At 64.3% G+C, this 18,151-nt stretch carries 13 protein-coding genes; 5 read left to right on the top strand and 8 right to left on the bottom strand.

The annotated features are described in order from the left end of the window. The first annotated feature begins 15 nt into the window (after positions 1–15). Positions 16–1,983, top strand: a complete 1,968-nt coding sequence (locus GFS60_RS33680; protein WP_159928760.1) for an acetoacetate--CoA ligase — start codon at positions 16–18, stop codon at positions 1,981–1,983. A 64-nt stretch (positions 1,984–2,047) separates the two neighbouring features. On the opposite strand, the gene GFS60_RS38810 is transcribed toward GFS60_RS33680, so the two are convergent. The 7 genes from GFS60_RS38810 to GFS60_RS33650 all read right to left on the bottom strand — a co-directional run bounded on the left by GFS60_RS38810 (position 2,048) and on the right by GFS60_RS33650 (position 10,892). After that, positions 2,048–2,188, bottom strand: coding sequence for a hypothetical protein (locus tag GFS60_RS38810; RefSeq protein ID WP_201453696.1), 141 nt, complete (start codon positions 2,186–2,188; stop codon positions 2,048–2,050). A 527-nt stretch (positions 2,189–2,715) separates the two neighbouring features. Then, on the bottom strand, positions 2,716–4,200 hold the full coding sequence (locus GFS60_RS33675; protein WP_159928758.1) for an aldehyde dehydrogenase: 1,485 nt from the start codon (positions 4,198–4,200) through the stop codon (positions 2,716–2,718). A 65-nt stretch (positions 4,201–4,265) separates the two neighbouring features. After that, complete coding sequence (locus tag GFS60_RS33670) at positions 4,266–4,712, bottom strand: hypothetical protein (protein ID WP_159928756.1); 447 nt, start codon at positions 4,710–4,712, stop codon at positions 4,266–4,268. A 63-nt stretch (positions 4,713–4,775) separates the two neighbouring features. Next, on the bottom strand, positions 4,776–5,711 hold the full coding sequence (locus GFS60_RS33665; RefSeq protein WP_159928754.1) for an NAD(P)-dependent oxidoreductase: 936 nt from the start codon (positions 5,709–5,711) through the stop codon (positions 4,776–4,778). After that, entirely contained in the window at positions 5,708–7,093 is a 1,386-nt protein-coding gene (locus tag GFS60_RS33660) for an MFS transporter (RefSeq protein WP_159928752.1), read from the bottom strand. Before GFS60_RS33660 ends, GFS60_RS33665 begins: the two co-directional genes overlap by 4 nt. Before the next feature lie 415 nt (positions 7,094–7,508). Next, a complete protein-coding gene (locus GFS60_RS33655) occupies positions 7,509–8,531 on the bottom strand; it encodes a zinc-dependent alcohol dehydrogenase family protein (protein WP_159928750.1) in 1,023 nt (340 codons plus the stop codon). Positions 8,532–8,873: 342 nt separating this feature from the next. Next, on the bottom strand, positions 8,874–10,892 hold the full coding sequence (locus tag GFS60_RS33650; RefSeq protein WP_159928748.1) for a CoA transferase: 2,019 nt from the start codon (positions 10,890–10,892) through the stop codon (positions 8,874–8,876). A 315-nt stretch (positions 10,893–11,207) separates the two neighbouring features. On the opposite strand from GFS60_RS33650, the gene GFS60_RS33645 reads away from it, so the two are divergent. The 4 genes from GFS60_RS33645 to GFS60_RS33630 all read left to right on the top strand — a co-directional run bounded on the left by GFS60_RS33645 (position 11,208) and on the right by GFS60_RS33630 (position 16,529). Continuing rightward, entirely contained in the window at positions 11,208–11,942 is a 735-nt protein-coding gene (locus GFS60_RS33645) for an enoyl-CoA hydratase/isomerase family protein (RefSeq protein ID WP_159928746.1), read from the top strand. Positions 11,943–12,229: 287 nt separating this feature from the next. Then, positions 12,230–14,209: a flavin-containing monooxygenase gene (locus tag GFS60_RS33640; RefSeq protein WP_201453695.1), complete on the top strand. Its 1,980-nt coding sequence runs from the start codon at positions 12,230–12,232 to the stop codon at positions 14,207–14,209. Further along, positions 14,206–14,979 (top strand): enoyl-CoA hydratase/isomerase family protein, encoded by a 774-nt coding sequence (locus GFS60_RS33635; RefSeq protein WP_159928742.1) that lies wholly within the window; start codon positions 14,206–14,208, stop codon positions 14,977–14,979. The genes GFS60_RS33640 and GFS60_RS33635 overlap by 4 nt, the downstream gene beginning before the upstream one ends. A 59-nt stretch (positions 14,980–15,038) precedes the next feature. Further along, positions 15,039–16,529 (top strand): aldehyde dehydrogenase family protein, encoded by a 1,491-nt coding sequence (locus GFS60_RS33630; RefSeq protein ID WP_159928740.1) that lies wholly within the window; start codon positions 15,039–15,041, stop codon positions 16,527–16,529. Between the two features lie 267 nt (positions 16,530–16,796). Here the strand turns inward: GFS60_RS33630 and GFS60_RS33625 are convergent, their stop codons facing one another. Further along, entirely contained in the window at positions 16,797–17,915 is a 1,119-nt protein-coding gene (locus GFS60_RS33625) for an NDMA-dependent alcohol dehydrogenase (protein ID WP_159928738.1), read from the bottom strand. Positions 17,916–18,151: the final 236 nt, after the last annotated feature.

The raw sequence follows: 18,151 nt of genomic DNA, 5'->3' as shown, positions 1-18,151 counted from the left end.
CGAAGGACAAACACCATGGCCGCCCCCGTGTGGACCCCCACCGCGAAACAGATCGCCAACGCCCGAATCACCAACTTCGCCGACTGGCTCTGTCGGCACCAGCGGGCAGAAATTTCCGACACCACCGATTACGCGGCGCTTTGGCGGTGGAGCATCGAGCACGTCGAACAATTCTGGACTGCGATCTGGGACTACTTCGACCTCGGTGAACGCGCTACCGGACCGGCGCTCACAGGTGATCGGATGCCCGATGTGCACTGGTTCCCCGCTACCGAACTGAACTATGTCGAATACCTGTTCCGGCACGCCGAACCGGACCGGACCGCCGTCGTCGAGATCCACGAAGGCACCGAAACGCCCATCACACTGACCTTCGCCGATCTGCGCACCCAGGTCGCGGCGTTGGCGCAGACACTGCGCAACCTCGGTGTCGGCCGCGGCGACCGAGTCGTCGGATACCTGACGAACACCGCCGAAGCGGTCACCGCCTTCCTCGCCACCGCCAGCCTAGGGGCCGTGTGGGCCGGTTGTGGGCAGGACTACGCACCGGCCGGAGCAGCGCACCGATTCGCGCAACTCGATCCCCACGTTCTTGTTGCCGCAACGGGATACGACTACGGCGGCCGGCACCACGACAAACGACAGGCCGTCGAGGAACTCCGCGGGCTCCTACCGTCGGTTCAACGCACCATCCTGGTCGACCGCAATACCGGTCTTCCCGACGACCCCCATTACCTGTCCTGGAGCGACGCCACCGCCGACACCACCAAGCCTCTCTTGACCGAACCTGTGCCGTTCGACCATCCGCTGTGGGTGGTCTTTTCCTCCGGAACCACTGGTCAACCCAAAGGCCTCGTCCACGGGCACGGCGGCGTGCTCCTCGAGCACCTGAAAGCACTGGCGTTCCACTTCGACCTCGCCCACACCGACCGCCTGTTCTGGTACACGACACCGTCGTGGATGATGTGGAACTTCCAACTGTCCGCACTGCTTCTCGGCGCCGGCATCGTCTGCTACGACGGCAGCCCAACCCATCGACACATCGACACCATCTGGCGCATCGCAGCACAGACGAACACCACTGTGCTCGGCACCAGCCCCGGCTACCTCCTCGCCTGCGAAAAGGCTGCCTGCGCGCCCAGCGACGACCACGACCTGACGATGCTGCGCACCGTCGGTGTCACCGGAGCTCCCTTCCCGGCGGCATCTGCCCACTGGGTCGCTACGCACGTCGGCGCCGGCACCCCCGCTGTGTCCATCACCGGTGGCACCGACGTGGTCACGGCCTTCCTGGGCGGTGCCCCCACCGTTCCGACGTGGCCGGGACAGATATCGTGTCCGTGGCTCGGTGTCGCCGTTGACGCCTTCGACGACACCGGGGTTCCGGTGCGTGAAGCGGTCGGCGAACTCGTCGTCACCTCACCCATGCCGTCGATGCCCGTGTTCCTGTGGAACGACACGGACCACCAGAAATACCGGGACGTCTACTTCCACACGTACCCCGGTGTGTGGCGTCACGGCGATTGGGTGACCATCACCACCGATCAAGGCATCGCCGTGCACGGCCGCTCCGATGCCACCCTCAACCGCAACGGCATCCGCATCGGCAGCGCCGACATATACGACATCGTCGAGGAACTCCCCGAAATCACCGAAGCCTTGGTCATCGGTGTAGAACGACCTGACGGAAGCTATTGGATGCCAATGTTCGTCGTTCCGGCCTCGGGACAGGTGATCGACGACGACACAAAGAACCGCATCCGTCACCGGTTACGAAACGAAGCCTCAAGTCGACACGTTCCAGACGACATCATCACTGCTCCCGGCATCCCACACACCCGCACAGGCAAGAAACTCGAGGTACCGATCAAACGGATCCTGCTCGGCCACAAACCGACCGACGTCGCCGACCCCGCCACCATCGAGCATTTCGAACTTCTCGACTGGTACGCCCACCACGCAACAACATCGATGAACACGTGAATCACTACCGAAACCACAGTCTGTACGCGGATCCACCACCGGCCGCCGGCGACCCGGCCACACCTCACACGCCGGGCATCGCAAACTTCCACACCGCCACCACACCCACCCCCATGACCAACCCGGCGTACAGAACGGTGCCCACCACACTGACACGCAACCCATGCAGCAGATTGGCGCCGAGGTTTTCGGTAGTCCGTGCCATCGCAACTCTTCTCCCCACGTGCAGGGGTTTCCACGGCACCGCCGCTGACGGTGCACCACACACAGTGAACCGATTTCAGCACATGCACATCAGCCGAAGTACCGACACCCATACCCGTATCCTGGTCTGAACGTTTTCGGGTTCGCTTCAAAGTCGCAACACCCATTCCCGACGCCAGACTCCTCCCCGCAGAAACTACGAAGTTTCACGTCACTCAGGGGTGTTCGAACCTCCGGGAACCGTCGACCGCTGGACAGCTCCAAAGGAGGGCAGACAGATTGCGGCACAGCAAGAGGGCCCCTCGAGTAGCTTCATTCGATCATGATCAGCAGCGGTCCCAGCATCCATTCCATGTCGGCAATCCAGGCGATGACCTCGTCTTCGTGGATATCGAATCCGTAGGCGAAGTCGACCGCGACCTTTACTGTGAAGGCGGCATGAACCCCAGCACACGTACCTGCGGAAACGACCCCAACCCGGCCGCCGCCGCGCGAGGACGGCGGTCGGCGCGAAGTACTCGACGTCCGTCAGGCTCCGACACTTGACGCCAGAGTGTTCGTGAGGCCGTACGACTTGAGCTCGTTATAGGCGTCGAACCCCTCCGGTCCGGACTCTCGACCGATTCCACTGGCCTTGAACCCGCCAATCGGAGCCTGCCACCCCACTGGGCCGCCGTTAATCTCCACGACTCCGGTTCGGATGCCACGCGCGACGGCGAGGGCCCGAGCGTCGTCCCGAGAGAACACAGACCCGCTGAGCCCATACATTGAGTCATTGGCGATGACCACCGCCTCGTCCTCGCTGTCGTACGCGATCACGGTCAATACCGGCCCGAAGATCTCCTCCTGTGCGATGCGCATCGACGGTGTAACTCCGGTGAACACTGTTGGCTCCACAAACCAGCCTCGAGGCAGGTCGGCTGGCGTGCCTCCCCCGACGAGGAGATGTGCCCCTTCCTCCCGGCCCGTCGTGATGTAGCTCTTGACCAGCTCCTGCTGCCGCTGTGCGACAAGGGGCCCGATGTCCGTGGCCGGATCCATCGGATCACCGACCTTCAATCCCTCCATCATGCCCACTAACCGGTCTCCGATCTCCCGCTCGAGCCGGCGCGGTACAACGATCCGGGTCTTGTTACTGCAAGTCTGGCCACTGTTCCGCAACGACAGGGCGCGCACGTTGTCGATCACGAGGTCCAGATCCGCGTCCTCCAGCACCACTGCGGCAGACTTACCCCCGAGCTCCAGAGTGACCCGACGCAGATCGCGGCCACACAATGATGCGATCCTGCGACCGGCCGCCGTCGAGCCTGTGAAGGCTACTTTGTCCACATCCGGGTGCGTCACCAGATGCTCGCCCGCCTCACGTCCCGCGGGAACGATGTTCACCACTCCGGCAGGAATTTCGGCCTTGTCGAGCAGCTCGCCGAGCAGATACGTGTTCAGAGGAGCTTCCGGAGCAGGCTTGACCACGACGGTACAGCCCGACAGGAGCGCGGGAGCAAGTTTTATCAGCAACGACAGCAGCGGAGCGTTCCACGGGATCACGATGGCCACCACTCCCACCGGTTCCCTGGTCACCAATGCCTGTGCTGCAGATGATGTCCGAACTGAAGACCAGGGATAGTCCTCGGCCAGATCGAGAAAGCTGTCCACCAACATTCGCGGAGAGCGGGACTGCATCACCCGCGACAGCGATATCGGGCACCCCATCTCGGAGGTGACCAGCGACGCGATGAGCTCCTCGTTCTCGAGCATGTACTCACTGAGCCGCCGAACGGCACCCATTCGCTCTTCCAGCCGCAGTCGCGGCCACGGACCGGCGTCGAAGGCCCGCCGTGCGGAAGCTACCGCGTGGTCCATGTCCTCACGCGATCCGTCCGGCACCTCCGCGATCACCTGCTCCGTGAACGGAGAAACGACAGCGATCACATCGGAAGATGCGGGCGCACGCCACTGTCCGTCGATGTACAGGTCATGGTAATTGCCTTGCCACACCACTAAATTACCTTCCATTGTTGATCACTCTGCAGGCCAGGTGAACTCGACGCGGTCGTCGACCGTGCACACCCGGTTCACGATCAGTCGTGTGGCCGGACCATGAAGCATAGAATGCGGGCCCCGACCTCACCTGCGATCCACGCGTGCCGCGCAGCAGGGAGCACGATGGCGTCTCCGGCCGCCAGTTCGATGTCGGCGGTGTCCAGTCTGCACACGACCTCGCCCGCTACGACGAAGTCGAAATCCGCCGTGCGCGTGTAGTGCATTCCGTCATCATCGAATGCGTCCTCCATTTCGGGGAGCGATGCGACAGCACCCGCTTCGACGACCGCCAGGCGCCAGCGGATATCCCCGGCCTCCGGTTCGATGCCGGACAGCGCCGCACCGGGGTCCAGTCGCGCCAGGGCCGACCTGATACTTGGCACTCCCCCGAACCAGAGGGTGTGCGGTTCGTCGACGGACAGCGACGACTCGCTTCGCACAAACGACCGACCCTTCTCGTCCACACCGACCATCACCAGCTTCATCCGAACTCCGATCTCTCTCCGCACCATTGTTTCGATCCCGATCGGGTACAGCCCCCGACCGCGCTACTCATCGCCGTCACCGAACCGCACTCCGGCCCACTGTGCGTACAGACGGGCGATATTGGTCGAAGCCAACTCCCCTCCGTAGTCGGCAACGGCGATGCGGACCAATTCAGCGATGACGTTTCCGGCCGGCATCGGAGATCCGAGTGTCCGGGCGAGGGTCACCGCCTGCGCGCAGTCCTTCTCGAGGAGCCGGGAGGCTCCGCCGGACTCGAGCGAAAAGTTCCCCCGCAGAACGAACTCCGGGAACCGGTACTCGGTGCAGAAGTTTCGGCCGGAGCTCGCTTGGATGGCATCGACCAGAGCTGCAGGGTCCAGACCTGCCTTCATGGCCGAGACGACCACCTCGGATGTCACGATCATCTCGGCGGCGACCAGGAGATTGTTGAGAGATTTCGCGACGTGGCCGCTTCCCGCCGGACCGAGGTGATGCACGCTGGAACCGATGAGGTCGAGCACCGGGCGGTGCACCGCAAGGTCGTCGGCCGAAGCACCGACCAGCAGCGTCAAGCATCCGTCCGCTGCGGCACCCGCACCACCGGTCCCGCTGACAGGAGAGTCCAGGTACCCGATACCGGCGTCCCCGAGTCGCTCCACGATCTCGGATGTCTTCGCCGGGTCCCCGCTGGTGAGGTCTATCACCGATCGAATCCCGCCCGACAGCGCTTCAGCAGACCCGTAAGCCGCAAGACCAGACCTCGGATCGAAGAGGATCTCGAGGACCTGCGCCGACGAGGGTGCGCAGACGAATACGGTCTCGCACCGTCGAGCAACATCCATCGGAGAGTCGACCACCGCAACTCCTAGCGCAGCTGCCCGATCCCTCGCAGGGGCCGAGAGGTCGTAGCCGTGGACCTCGATTCCCTGTGTCACGAGGCGGTGTGCGATCGCCGCACCCAGTGACCCGAGACCGACAAATCCGACTTCCCGGATCACGAAATCACCCGATCAGTAATATCTTCCATTCCGGAGATGACACCGGCGTCGGTTGCCTCGGGCATTCCAACGGCCACTCCCTTTGGGAGTTCACGAATGAACAGACCGGCGATCAGCGACACCGCGGCCGCCGTCGACATGTACGCGGCCACGGCGTGCCATCCCCCTGTCGCTGCCTCCAGCCACGTCGCCACGAACGGCGCCACCGATCCGCCGGCAACCGCTCCGACCGAAATCGCGACTGCAGTCGCGCTCAGGCGCACGCTCGTCGGGAACGAGAGGGCGAAGAAGGTCGAGTAGGCCGACAGCCCCGACGAGTAGCCCACGATCATCAGGAAGAATCCGAGGAGAATGAGCGAATACTCACCCGTGTGGAGCAGCGCGAACCACAAAAACGGGACGATGATGAAGATCCCGTTGGAGGCGAGGAACACCGGCTTCCGCCCCACCTTGTCGGTCAACGCCCCGAAGGCAGGGACCAGGAACACTGCGAAGATCGTCGTAATGATGATGGCCGAGAGGATCGTGCTCTTGGGGAGGTCGAGGATGGTCGTCCCGTACGAGATGGAGTAGACCGACAGGATGTAAAAGTTGACACCGATACCGATCATCCCGAGCACGACCAGCAACATCCGGCCCCAGTACTGAGTGACCGCGTCCTTCAACGGCGTCTTCCGCACGGCGTCGAGTTCGGCGACGACCTCGAAGTCCTCCGCCTCCTCCAGGCGGTAGCGGACGAACAGGCTGATACCGACGAGCACGGAACTCAGAAGGAACGGGATGCGCCACCCCCACGACATGAACTGATAATCCGGGAGGAAGGCCAGCAGGAAAAACACCGCGTTGGAGATGAGCATCCCCCAGGCACCGCCCGACATGACGAGGGCACCAACGAATCCACGACGTCCGACCGGGGCACTCTCGACCGCCATGACCGTAGCGCCAGCCTGTTCACCGCCGAGCGCGAGTCCCTGCAAGAGTCGCACGATCACCAGCAGAATCGGCGCCATCAGCCCTATCTGGTCAAAGGTCGGCAAAAGGCCGATCACGAGGGTGGCGCCACCCATGAGAAGCATCGTCAGGAAGAGCATGCGCTTCCTGCCGATGCGGTCCCCGAGTTGGCCGAACAGAGCCCCGCCCAGCGGCCGCACGATGAAGGCGACGGCAAAAGTCGCCAACGACAGCAAGGTGCCGGCCAAGGGGCTGACCTGCGGAAAGAACAGCTTGTTGAAGACCAGGGTTGCGGCGGTGCCGTAGATGAAGAAGTCGTAGTACTCCAGCGCGGTACCCGTCCCGCAGGCGAAGACCGTCCGGTACAACGATCTAGCCTCTTCACTCGGTGGCGACGTACGGTCGGGGGCGTAGATATCTGGCTCGGTCATGAAGACTCCTGAGGAAGGGCACATACGCGGGAATGCTCCCGCCGTACGTACGGCGAGGGAGCGAACGAGAACACCCATATGTGTTCGATATCACGAATTCTAGTACGTTATCGCGTATGCTTCTCCTCTGTCAATGCCGAAAATCGGCCGGCGCTCGGCAGGGGAACGACCATAAACCCCAGCCCCGGCACGTTCTTCGATCCGGGATGACAGCGCTGCCGCGCACCAAGCGAAGTGCCGATATCTGAACGCCGCGGACCGGCACGCTACGCACGCGACGGCGGGTCACTCTCGCCACATGACAAAGCTGGCACGGTTCGCGTCGACATACCCGAGATGACCCGAGCCACCACACGTCTCGCGATCCGCGCCAGCCTTCCGAGCACAACCCGACCGGGGACTTTGGCAACCACGGTCAGGGCACGAACACACCCTTGCCATCGGTCTGCTCACTGAACCACCGGTACGCATCCTCTGCGTCGCCCAGAGACCACGTGTGCGTGAACAGGTCGTCGACGGGAAGATTCCGTTCCATGACGAATCGCGCGCACCGCATCTGTTCAACCGTGGACATCGTCCACGAGGTCAGGAGGGTCAGCTGCCTGCGCAGGGTGTCACGTGTGTTGAAATGGACATCCGCTCCCACACCCACGAAGCACCCACGCCCCCAGATCGCGAGACTGTCGATGCCCGACTGGGCGCCCCGACTGTTGCCAGAGGTCTCCATCATGAGCTCGGCGCCGGTGCCTCCTGTGAGCCTGCGAACCGCGTCGGCAACGTCTTCGTTTGCCGGATTGATCACCGCATCCGCACCGAACCTAAGCGCCTTGTGCAGCCGCGCATCCGATAGGTCGACCGCGATCACCCGGGCTCCTAGAGCGACGCCCAGCATGGTGGCGGAGGCCCCGACCGGGCCTTGCCCGACCACGACAAGCGTCTTTCCTCCCACGTCACCCAGGCGTAGCAGCGCTCCCCAAGCCGTGCCCGTTCCACACGCGATGGCGGCCCCCGCCTTGAAGCTCAGTTCATCGGGTAGGGGCAGGATCTGTGCGGCAGGGACCTTGATCATTGAAGCATGCCCGCCGTGCTCGTTGACCGAGCTGATACGGGGCTCCATCGAAGTGCACAGTTGAGACCAACCCGAACGGCACTCGCTACAGGTGCCGCATCCCCAGTAGTGATGGATCATCACGCGATCGCCCACCTGCGCAACATGACTCGGGACCCCTTCGCCGATCTTCTCGACGACACCACACGGCTCATGGCCCTGGATCACGCGTTCCTGCCCATCGGCAGCCGGCGCGTGATACGCGTGCAGATCACTGCCACACATGCCCGACGCCCGGACGCCGACGACCACCTCTCCGTATCTCGGTTCGGGGTCCTGGAACTCTCGAAGTTCGGCCCGGTCGTTCCCGGGGAAGACGATACCTTTCACATGAATCTCCTTAGCTGTACGGCGGCATCTCGGTCCTGGCGCGTCGTCGAGGACCGAGATCGACTCGGACACCTCCGGTTCGGACACAGCGACACATAAATGAAGCTAATCAGTTGCTCGATTTCGCTCACGCGGAGTCGGTGGCGGACTTCTTTGTCACATGCGATCTGCCGCCGCACTGCCTTCCGGTGCAGCGGTAAGCGGACCGGTTCCTCGTGTGCCAACTGTGCCGCGGTGTACACGAGGAACGCTCGCAACCCCGCGGCGAGCAGACGGTCTTCTGCCTCGTCGTCCTTCACTTCCGCCAATGCGCCTCCGCAATGCACCGCCCACCAAGCTGCCTTAGCCGCGCATCGGAAGTTCGGGTGCGGGTCGAAGTGGCGGCACCTCGTCACCGACAAACGTCCACGGCAAACCTGTCACCTTGTAGCGGCCCACGCTCGGGCTCTCCACGGAACGGAACAATTCGGCGTCTCTGACGAATTCGTCTCGAACCAGTCCTGCCGAGGTGTGGACAACGGACACCGCAAGTCCTTGCTCGAGGAGTGCCTGCTCGAGGTCACGGCCGTCCGGATCGGTCGACTCCTGGTCGATAAGGGGAACGCGGCGGTCGATCAAAGGCACCCGAACACCCGTAGTCGTTTCGAAGCGGGCGCGTTCCTGGTCGCTGCGGAGGGTGATTGCGAGCAGCCGTCCCCCGGCATGTTCGCGCATGAAGAATTCGGTTTCGGATTCTCGTACGGCGTAGGGGTCGACCGCATCGGGGCCGGCGAGTTCGGCGATCTGGACGGCGACGAGTTCCGCCATGGAGATATCCAGCGCCAAGCTGGAGGTGTGGGAATCCGCCAGGCACCAGGCCAGTGTCCACGTGACGAGGATGACGCTGGTCAGAGGGTCAGCCCACGGCGTGCCGATATCCCCCATCCCGCCACGTGCGTCCTTGGTGGCATTGACGAGTCCGGCGAAGGCATGGATGTTGTGGCCGTAGGCGCGGTAACCGGCCCAGGCGCCCGTGCGTCCGAAGCCACTGGACGAGAGCAGAAGTTTCGGTGAGGGTTGCGCCAGCACCGAAGTGTCGTCGACCCCGATGGCCCGCGCCCGATGCGGGCTGAGGTTTTCCATCACGACGTCGAACGAGGCAAGGTCCACGGCCCGAGGCGAGTCGCCACCCGAAAACTGCAGCGGACGTTTGCAGAAATTCAGCTGATTGAAATACGCGCTGCGGTTCGGGCCGGGTGTTCCGTCGACGAACGGACCTCGGCGGCGGTAGACGTCGAGCCTGTCGAGGTCTTCCAGTTTGGCAACTTGCGCGCCCATCGCACCCAGCCAGGCTCCGGCAAGTGGCACTGCGAGAACATGTCCGGCGTCGAGTACCCGAAGATCCGACAGGCGCCTTCCCCCGGAGTTGGCGCCGTTTTCCTTCGGCACCTCGGCGATCTGGGCGGGCAGCACGGTGCAGTCGGGTCCGGACAGGTCGAAGTTCCGGCCGAGCGCGCGGGATCGCTCGGCGAAGGTGTCGACGGCGTTGACGGCGGTACAGGGGACACCCGCCCCCTGGAGTACTTCCTCGCACTCCTGTGCTGTGCGGGTCGATGCCCAGGTCGCCAGCTGGGAGTTGACGTGGTCGGGCTGTTTGCGGGCGTCTTCGAGCGTGGTTACCGATTCGAGCGAGGATCCCATGACCGAGCGGAAGGCCCGCCATTGGTGTTCTTCCATCACCAGGACGTAGACCGCACCGTCGCGGCAGTCGACGAAGCCCGAGGGGGCGCCGTACCGGGCGCTGCCGCCTTCGTCCGGGCAACGCGACAGGGCGTGCGCCATCTCGAGTGACAGTCCCGTCGCGATGATCGCGGCTTGCGCTGAGAGGTCCGCGTGCACCGGTCCTTTTCCGGCGCGGCGGGCGTGGATACCGTGGAGGGCGGCGGCGACGGTGAGGTGACCGACGAGCTTGAGCGCCACCGTGCCCGGGGGCACGGTAGGTGCGAATTCGTCCCCGATGCGTGAGTGCCCGAGTATGCCGCCGGCGGCGAGCAGCGTGAGATCGGACGCGAACATATTGGAGCGGACATTGGTCAGCCCGAAGGCGCTGGCGGTGACCCAGACGGCGTTGTTGTTGGCGGCGACGAATTCGAGGTATTCGTCCGCGGTCGGGACGTGTCCGTCCGGAAGGACTGCCGGTCGTTCGATCCGGTCGACCAATACGACGTCAGCGTTGGTGTCGACGTCTCGCAGGGTGGCCACCTGTTTGACGGCGGCGCCCAATTGTCCCAGTGCGGCACCGGCAACCTGGAGAGCGGCCGACCGCCCTACCTGGACCACATGCACGCCGCCGAGCCACCGCATTGTCGCGTCACGTTTCATATTGCTGCGTCCTCTCATAGGCCCTCACACTTGTGCGAGCGGAAACAGTCGCCGCTACCGGTCTCCGGTCGGCCCACACTCGTGGCCCGGAGAAAATTCGGGCTACCGAACTCGCGGTCGATGCATGGCACCGCGGCACCTAGTATTCAAGTTATCGTATTTGCATACGAGATTACAAACACATATTGTCGAGAATGCGACCGCCAGCGCGCGGATCCGCAGGCGCAGACCTGCTCCGTCCCGCGTTCACGCCCATCGGGGACAAAACGGAGATTCCCCTGCAGCAACGAAAGACGGAACCCTTCGAGGAGTGAGATGACCCGGTCGACATCCGAGGGACACGACACCGTGCTGGTCGAGGACAGGGAGTTCGACAGCGGTCTGGTGCGCCTCATTTCGCTCAACCGGCCCGCCAAACGCAACGCGCTCGACACGCAGCTTCTCACCGAATTACGCGAGGCATATACCGCCGCCGACGCAGACGCAGACGTGCGGGCAATCGTATTGAGGGCGTGCGGACCGGTTTTCTGCGCTGGTGGTGACATCTCCGAATTCCGCCCCGGGCAAACCGAAGCCATGATCGACCGCGCCAGGATCATGACGGACGTCCTGGCGTATCCGAGCACTCTCGCCATCCCCGTGGTGGCGGCGGTCCACGGCCCGGCGCTCGGCGCCGGTGCCGCATTGGCGCTCGGTGCCGACCTGGTCGTAGCGGGTGAGGCGTTCTCCCTCGGCTACCCCGAACTGCCCAACGGCGCCTACCCCCCGCTGGTAATACCCAGTGCACTCGCGCACATGAACCGCAACCTGGCATTCGAACTCGTCACCACCGGCCGCCGACTCGGCGCCGGGGAAGCGTTGGCGTACGGCGTGGTCAATCGCATTGCTGAGCACAGTGCCGACGCGGAGGCGCTCACGCTTGCCGCCGTGTATGCACGATTCGACGCCTCCCTCGTCGCGGCCACCAAAAAACTGTTCTACCGGCAGGTCTCACTGCCGACGGATGACGCACTGCATGAGGGTCTCCACGATTTGATCGCGAGGCAGTGACCGCACCGACGCCTCGGCTCGGCCGGGTGCGATGCAGTCGACATTCGTCGGGGAGGTCGATGTTCGCGCGCTTCCGGCGCGGGATGCCGCGTGCCGCACTGCACCCCTGCGGTAGCCGCAGCATGCACCCCGATCTTGGCCGAAAGCGCATCGGTCCGCGTATTGACCGGAAGTAAACCCGGCCGTACGATCTCCGATATACCGTATGTCTATTCATAATATCGAACGCCGCTGATCGGCGGTCGCGGAGCGCGAACATCAGCGCCCGCTCATGACGAGGGGAAGGTGTGGCTTTGTCCAACACGACCACGGAATCCGCAGACCGGGACCAGCCGGAAGCTACCGACTTCGACCAGCAGCTGCGCGATGCAATCGGTATCGCGAACATACCCACGCTGCTCCTCGTGCTGGTGCAGCTGACCGGCGACAAGCGTTGGCTCGACGAGCCGTACCGGCCGGTGCGTAGTCGCGGTGTCGACGACAACGACACCGGCGGTCTTTCCACCGAAATTCAGGACCGGATCCGCAACGGTGCATTCGACGCGATCCGCGCGTGGCACCGCGACGGCGCAATCGCCGTCCCGGAACCGTCGCCCGACCTGCTGGTCGAGATGATGACGGCCTCCGAAGGTGCACCCGTCCCCGAGAAATACGCCGGGATCATGACCGCCCGTCTGAAGTCCTTCTCCGACCCCGACACCCCCTCACTGGATGGACTCGTCCCAGCGGGTTTCACTGCATTGATCGTCGGAGCGGGGATGTCCGGAATCTGCGCAGCCATCAAGTTCCAGCAGGCCGGCGTCCCGTACATCATCGTCGAGAAGCAGAGCAACACCGGTGGTGTCTGGCACTCGCACCGCTACCCCGGATGCAGTGTCGACACGCCAAGTCACTTGTACTCGTACACCTTCGACGGTGGTGACTGGAGCCGGTACTTCCCGCCGCAGGCGGAGATCGACGAGTACTTCCGTGGTGCTGCTCGACGCAATGGGATCTACGACCAAATCCGGTTCGGGACGGAAGTTCTCGCGTCCGAATACGACGAGTGCGAGCACATCTGGGTGAGCCGTCTGCGTAATCCCGACGGTACGGAAGAGATCATCCGCACCAATGTTCTGATCAGCGCTGTCGGGCTCTTCGCGGAGCCGATCGTCCCCGATATCGCCGGGCTCGGCGAGTTCGACGGGCCCGTCGTCCACACTGCGCGCTGGGATTCGGAACTCGATCTGACCGGTAAGCGGGTTGCGGTCGTCGGCACCGGGGCCAGCGCCATGCAGCTCGCCCCCGCCATCGTCGACGACGTTCAGTCGCTCACCATCTTCCAACGGAGCCGGCAGTGGGCGGCGCCCTTCCCGAAGTTCCACAAGCCGGTCCCGGACCCGATCCGGTTCCTGATGCGTGAAGTCCCGCTGTACCAGCACTGGTACCGCATCAGGCTCAGCTGGATCTTCGACAGCAAGACGTATCCGTCGCTGCAGAAGGATCCGAACTGGGAAGACCCGCAGCATTCGATCAATGCGATCAACGCCGGGCACCGGCGGTTCTTCGAACGGTACATCCGTGAAGAACTCGGCGACCGGCAAGATCTCGCACCGCGCGTCATTCCGAACTACCCGCCGTACGGCAAGCGCATGCTGCTCGACAACGGCTGGTTCCGGATGCTGACCCGTCCTGAGGTGACGCTCGTCGACAACGCCGACGACGGGATCGATCACATCTCGGGGAACACGATCCACACCCGCAACGGGAACAGCTACGAGGTCGACGTCATCATCCTGGCGACCGGTTACAACGTCGCCCGCATGCTCTCTCCCCTGCCGATCAAGGGCCGCAACGGCCTGAGCATCCGCGAAGCCTGGGACGACACCGACCCGCGCGCGTACCTGGGTACGGTCGTTCCCGAATTCCCCAACCTGTTCGTCCTGTACGGACCCAACACGCAGCTCGGACACGGCGGCGCCTTCATCTTCGTGATGGAATGCCAGATCGACTATGTGCTCAAGACCCTGCGTGCGATGTTCGAAGCAGGCATCGGTCAAGTCGAATGCCGGCGGGACGTCTTCGAGACCTACAACGACGCCGTTCAGGAACGTCACCAGCAGATGATCTGGACCCACCAGGGAATGACCACCTACGTCCGCAACGACAAGGGACGCGTGGTTGGGAACAATCCCTGGGAGCTCGTCGAGTTCTGGAGTTTGCTCAACAACGCCGACCTCGGCGACTACCACCTGGTCGAGAACGCTGTCGAGGTGGGCGTGCGATGACACCCGAACTCGTCCTCGACACCGAGCTCGACAGTTCGCACGTCGGTACCGTCACCTTCGAGCGAGGCCCCTACAACTATCTCAGCGCGGGTCTGCTGATCGCGCTCGCAGATGCCTTCGACGATCTGAGCGCCCGCGGCGCCCGCGCAATCGTGCTCTACGGTGACGGCCGGCACTTCTGCGCGGGAGCCGATTTCGCCGGCAACGACACCGCGGCTCCGGGCGCCGCCACCTCGCCGATCTACGAGGTGGTTCCGAGACTGTTCGAACGCTCCGTTCCGGTGGTCGCGGCGCTGCGCGGTGCGTCCGTCGGTGGGGGTCTCGGGTTGGCTCTCGCCGCGGATTTCCGTATCGCCACCGCGAAAAGCCGCTTTTCCGCGAACTTCGCGCGACTGGGTTTCAGCCAAGGATTCGCGCTCTCACTCACCCTTCCCCGCCTGATCGGGTTACAGCGGGCGAGCGATCTGCTCTACACCGGTCGCACGATCTACGGAGACGAAGCCCTGCAGATCGGGCTGTGCGATCGGCTCACCGACGACGAAGCGTTGTTGCTTCGCGAGGCCCGATCGTATGCCGCCGAGATCGCAGCCTCGGCGCCACTGGCGGTCGCGGCGATCCGGCGACGACTCCACGGCGACCTCGCCGATGCTGTGCGCGATGCTCTCGAACGAGACTGGACGGACCAGACCTCCCTCAAGCTGACGGCAGACTTCCGAGAGGGCATCGCCGCGGCACGTGAGCGCCGTACACCACAGTTCCGAGCTCAGTAGCACGCTGAGAACGCCCCGACCGGCGCACCCCACGCTTGACGAAAGCGAAAGCACCTCTGATGACAGACATCGTCGTAACCCCACAGGACAGACGCAGCGATCCGGCCACCCCACTCGGAATGATCATCGACGGGACCGAAACCGCATCGCTGACGGGCGAAACCTTCGACGTGTTCGACCCCGGCACCGGTGACGTCCTCGCGCGGGTGGCGCGGGGGAACACCGAAGACGTGGACAGGGCCGTTGCCGTAGCACGGAGATCGTTCGACGACGGTCGGTGGCGACGCCTGTCGCCGGCCGACCGCGGCGTGGTGCTCTGGCGCGTGGCGGACATCCTCGAATCCCACCGCGACGAATTGGCGCGGCTCGAGAGTGCGAACGTGGGCCTGCCGCTCGCGCACGCCTATGCGATGGCGGGCGAAGCGATCAGCGCGTTCCGCTACTACGCGGGGTTCGCGGATAAAATTCACGGCGGAACACTCGAACTCGGCCCGGCGGAGCAGCGTGTGCACGCGTACACACTGCGTGAGCCGATCGGGGTCGCGGGTCTGATCACCGCGTGGAATGCCCCCTTGGTGATGGCCGCGCAGAAGCTTGCCCCCGCCCTCGCCGCGGGCTGCTCCTGCGTCCTCAAACCGGCGATGGAAGCGCCTCTGACGACGCTGCGGGTCGCCGCGCTTCTCGAAGACGCCGGGGTACCCGCGGGTGTCGTGAACGTCGTCACTGGGTCGGGGACGACGGTCGGGGCTGCGATTGCCGCACACCCCGGTGTGGACAAAGTGTCCTTCACCGGTTCCACCGAAGTCGGCAAACTGATCCTCGGCGCGGCAGCCGGAAATCTGAAGAAGCTGACACTCGAGCTGGGCGGTAAATCCCCGGTGGTGGTGTTGCCGGACGCGGACATCGACAAGGTGATCCCTGCGGTGGCCGCAGCCGTCTTCTACAACGCGGGTCAGATCTGCACGGCCGGTACGCGACTGTATGTCCACGATTCGGTGTACGACGCCGTCGTCGACGGTGTCGGCGAAGCGGCACGCGCATTGAAGATGGGCCACGGCAGCGAACCGGGCGTCGAACTCGGACCGCTGATTTCGGCGAAGCAGGTGAGCCGGGTGGCCGAGTACGTCCGCAGCGGCGTCGAGGACGGTGCCCGTGCCATCAGCGGCGGATCGCCTGTCGACGGCACGGGATTCTTCTTCGAACCGACCGTGTTGGCCGATGTGAACCACGAGATGAAGGTGATGCGGGAGGAGATTTTCGGCCCCGTGATCGGTGCGATGCGGTTCAGCTCGGTGAACGAAGCCATCGCGCTGGCGAACGACACCGAATACGGCTTGGCCGCGAGCGTGTGGACCAGGGACATCGGGTCGGCGCACGCGGTGGCACGGCAGTTGCGTGCCGGCCGGGTCGGGGTGAACGTCCACCGTGCGGGTGGAATTCACATCCCGCAGGGCGGATATCGGCAGTCCGGCTGGGGCCGGGACGGCAGCGCCGAGGGACTCGACGCCTATCTCGAGACGAAGTCGATCCTCGAGGCGCTCGATCGCTGACCGACAACCGAACGCCGGCGGAACCCCGCATAAGGGTGCCGTCGGCGTTTGTCGATTGGGCACCGGCCGGTGGTCAGCGCCGCAACCGGGCAGGGGCCGGGGATGGGGATCATTGGGGCGCCGGGGCCCGACACCGCACCGAAGTCGGGGATCCCGCACCGCGAAACATGATCACGCACAAACATGCCCTGTCCGGCCAGGCCCGGACAGGGCATGTTCGTCACTGCGCGGCTCCACCTCCTCTGGGGAGGGCGCCGGCTCCGCGTCCTACGGTGTGTCGTGAAGGACCATGCCGCGCAGTGTGGACCCGTCGTACATCGCAGCCCATCCGTCGTTGATCTCGTCGAGAGTGAAGGTGCGATTGACGAGTTCGTCCAGCTTCAGGCTCCCGGCACGGTAGAGATCGAGGAGCCTGGGCACCGCGAGTGTCGGCGACATGGCGCCGTACAAGCAGCCCTGGATGCGCTTCTGGAAGAGGGGGAACTGCGCGAGATCGATGGGAAGCTCGCCGGGGTTGCGGCCGGGTACGGCGGTCACAACCAGCGTCCCGGCTTTCCGGACGGCCTCGAGCCCTCGGGCGACCTGGACGCCGTCGAGGATGCTGGTCGTGATGATCGCAACGTCCGCGCCCTGACCGTTGGTGAGGGAGCGTGCGAGGTCGGTGGCTTCCTCGATCGACGACACGGCGTCGGTCGCACCGAACGACAGTGCACTGGTGCGCCGGAATTCGATCGGGTCCGCAGCGATGATCCGCGCGGCACCGGCGTGCTTCGCACCCTGGACCGCGTTGATTCCGAGGCCGCCGGTCCCCATCACGATGACGACGTCACCCGGCACCACCCCACCGGCGATGACTGCGGATCCCCAGCCGGTGGGTACGCCGCATCCCAGTAGCGCGGCAGCAACGAGAGGAATGTCCTTGTCGATCGGGATACAGCTGCGTTCGGGGACGACGCTCCACTGTGAGAACGTGCCCAGAAAGCACGCCTGGGCGACGTCACGTCCCTCATGATGCATGCGGTGCGTCCCGTCAAGCATGGCGCCGGTGGGGATGAGGGCACCGACATCGCACAGATTCTGCATGCCGCGCGCACACCAACGGCAGCGGCCGCAGCTCGGAAGAAAAGCCGTGACCACGTGGTCGCCGGGCTGGACCGTGCTCACCCCCGGGCCGACCGCTTCGACGATCGCCGATCCCTCATGCCCGCCGCAGTACGGCAGGTGCTGCCGGTCGCTGTCTCCGGTGGCGTGGTGCTCATCGGAGTGGCACAGCCCGGCCGCGATGTTGCGGAGCAACACTTCGTTGGCCCGGGGCTCGTCAATGTCGACTTCTACGACCTCCCACTTTCCCGGAATCTCCATCAGGAGTGCAGCCTTGGACTTCATCGGTTGTTCCTTTCATTCCTCAGGCGCTGAGGTGACACGTGCCCGGTAGTGAGTGGCTGGGTGACTCTGCTCGGTCTGCGAGGTCCGAGGCCTCTTAGTCGCGTTGTGGTCGGACCCCCGGCACGTGGGATCGCTGAGCTCGCGGCGCTGTCCAGCGCCGCCGGTGTCTTCACCAGCAAGGAGCGGCGTCAGGGGCCGGGAGCGGTTCTGTCGCTATTACGTATGCGCATACGATA

Source organism: Rhodococcus sp. WAY2, assembly GCF_009859915.1.
In the GTDB taxonomy this organism is placed as follows: Bacteria; Actinomycetota; Actinomycetes; order Mycobacteriales; family Mycobacteriaceae; genus Rhodococcus_F; species Rhodococcus_F oxybenzonivorans.
Note: the sequence above shows the minus strand (reverse complement) of the source record. Positions and strands in the feature narration are given on the sequence as shown.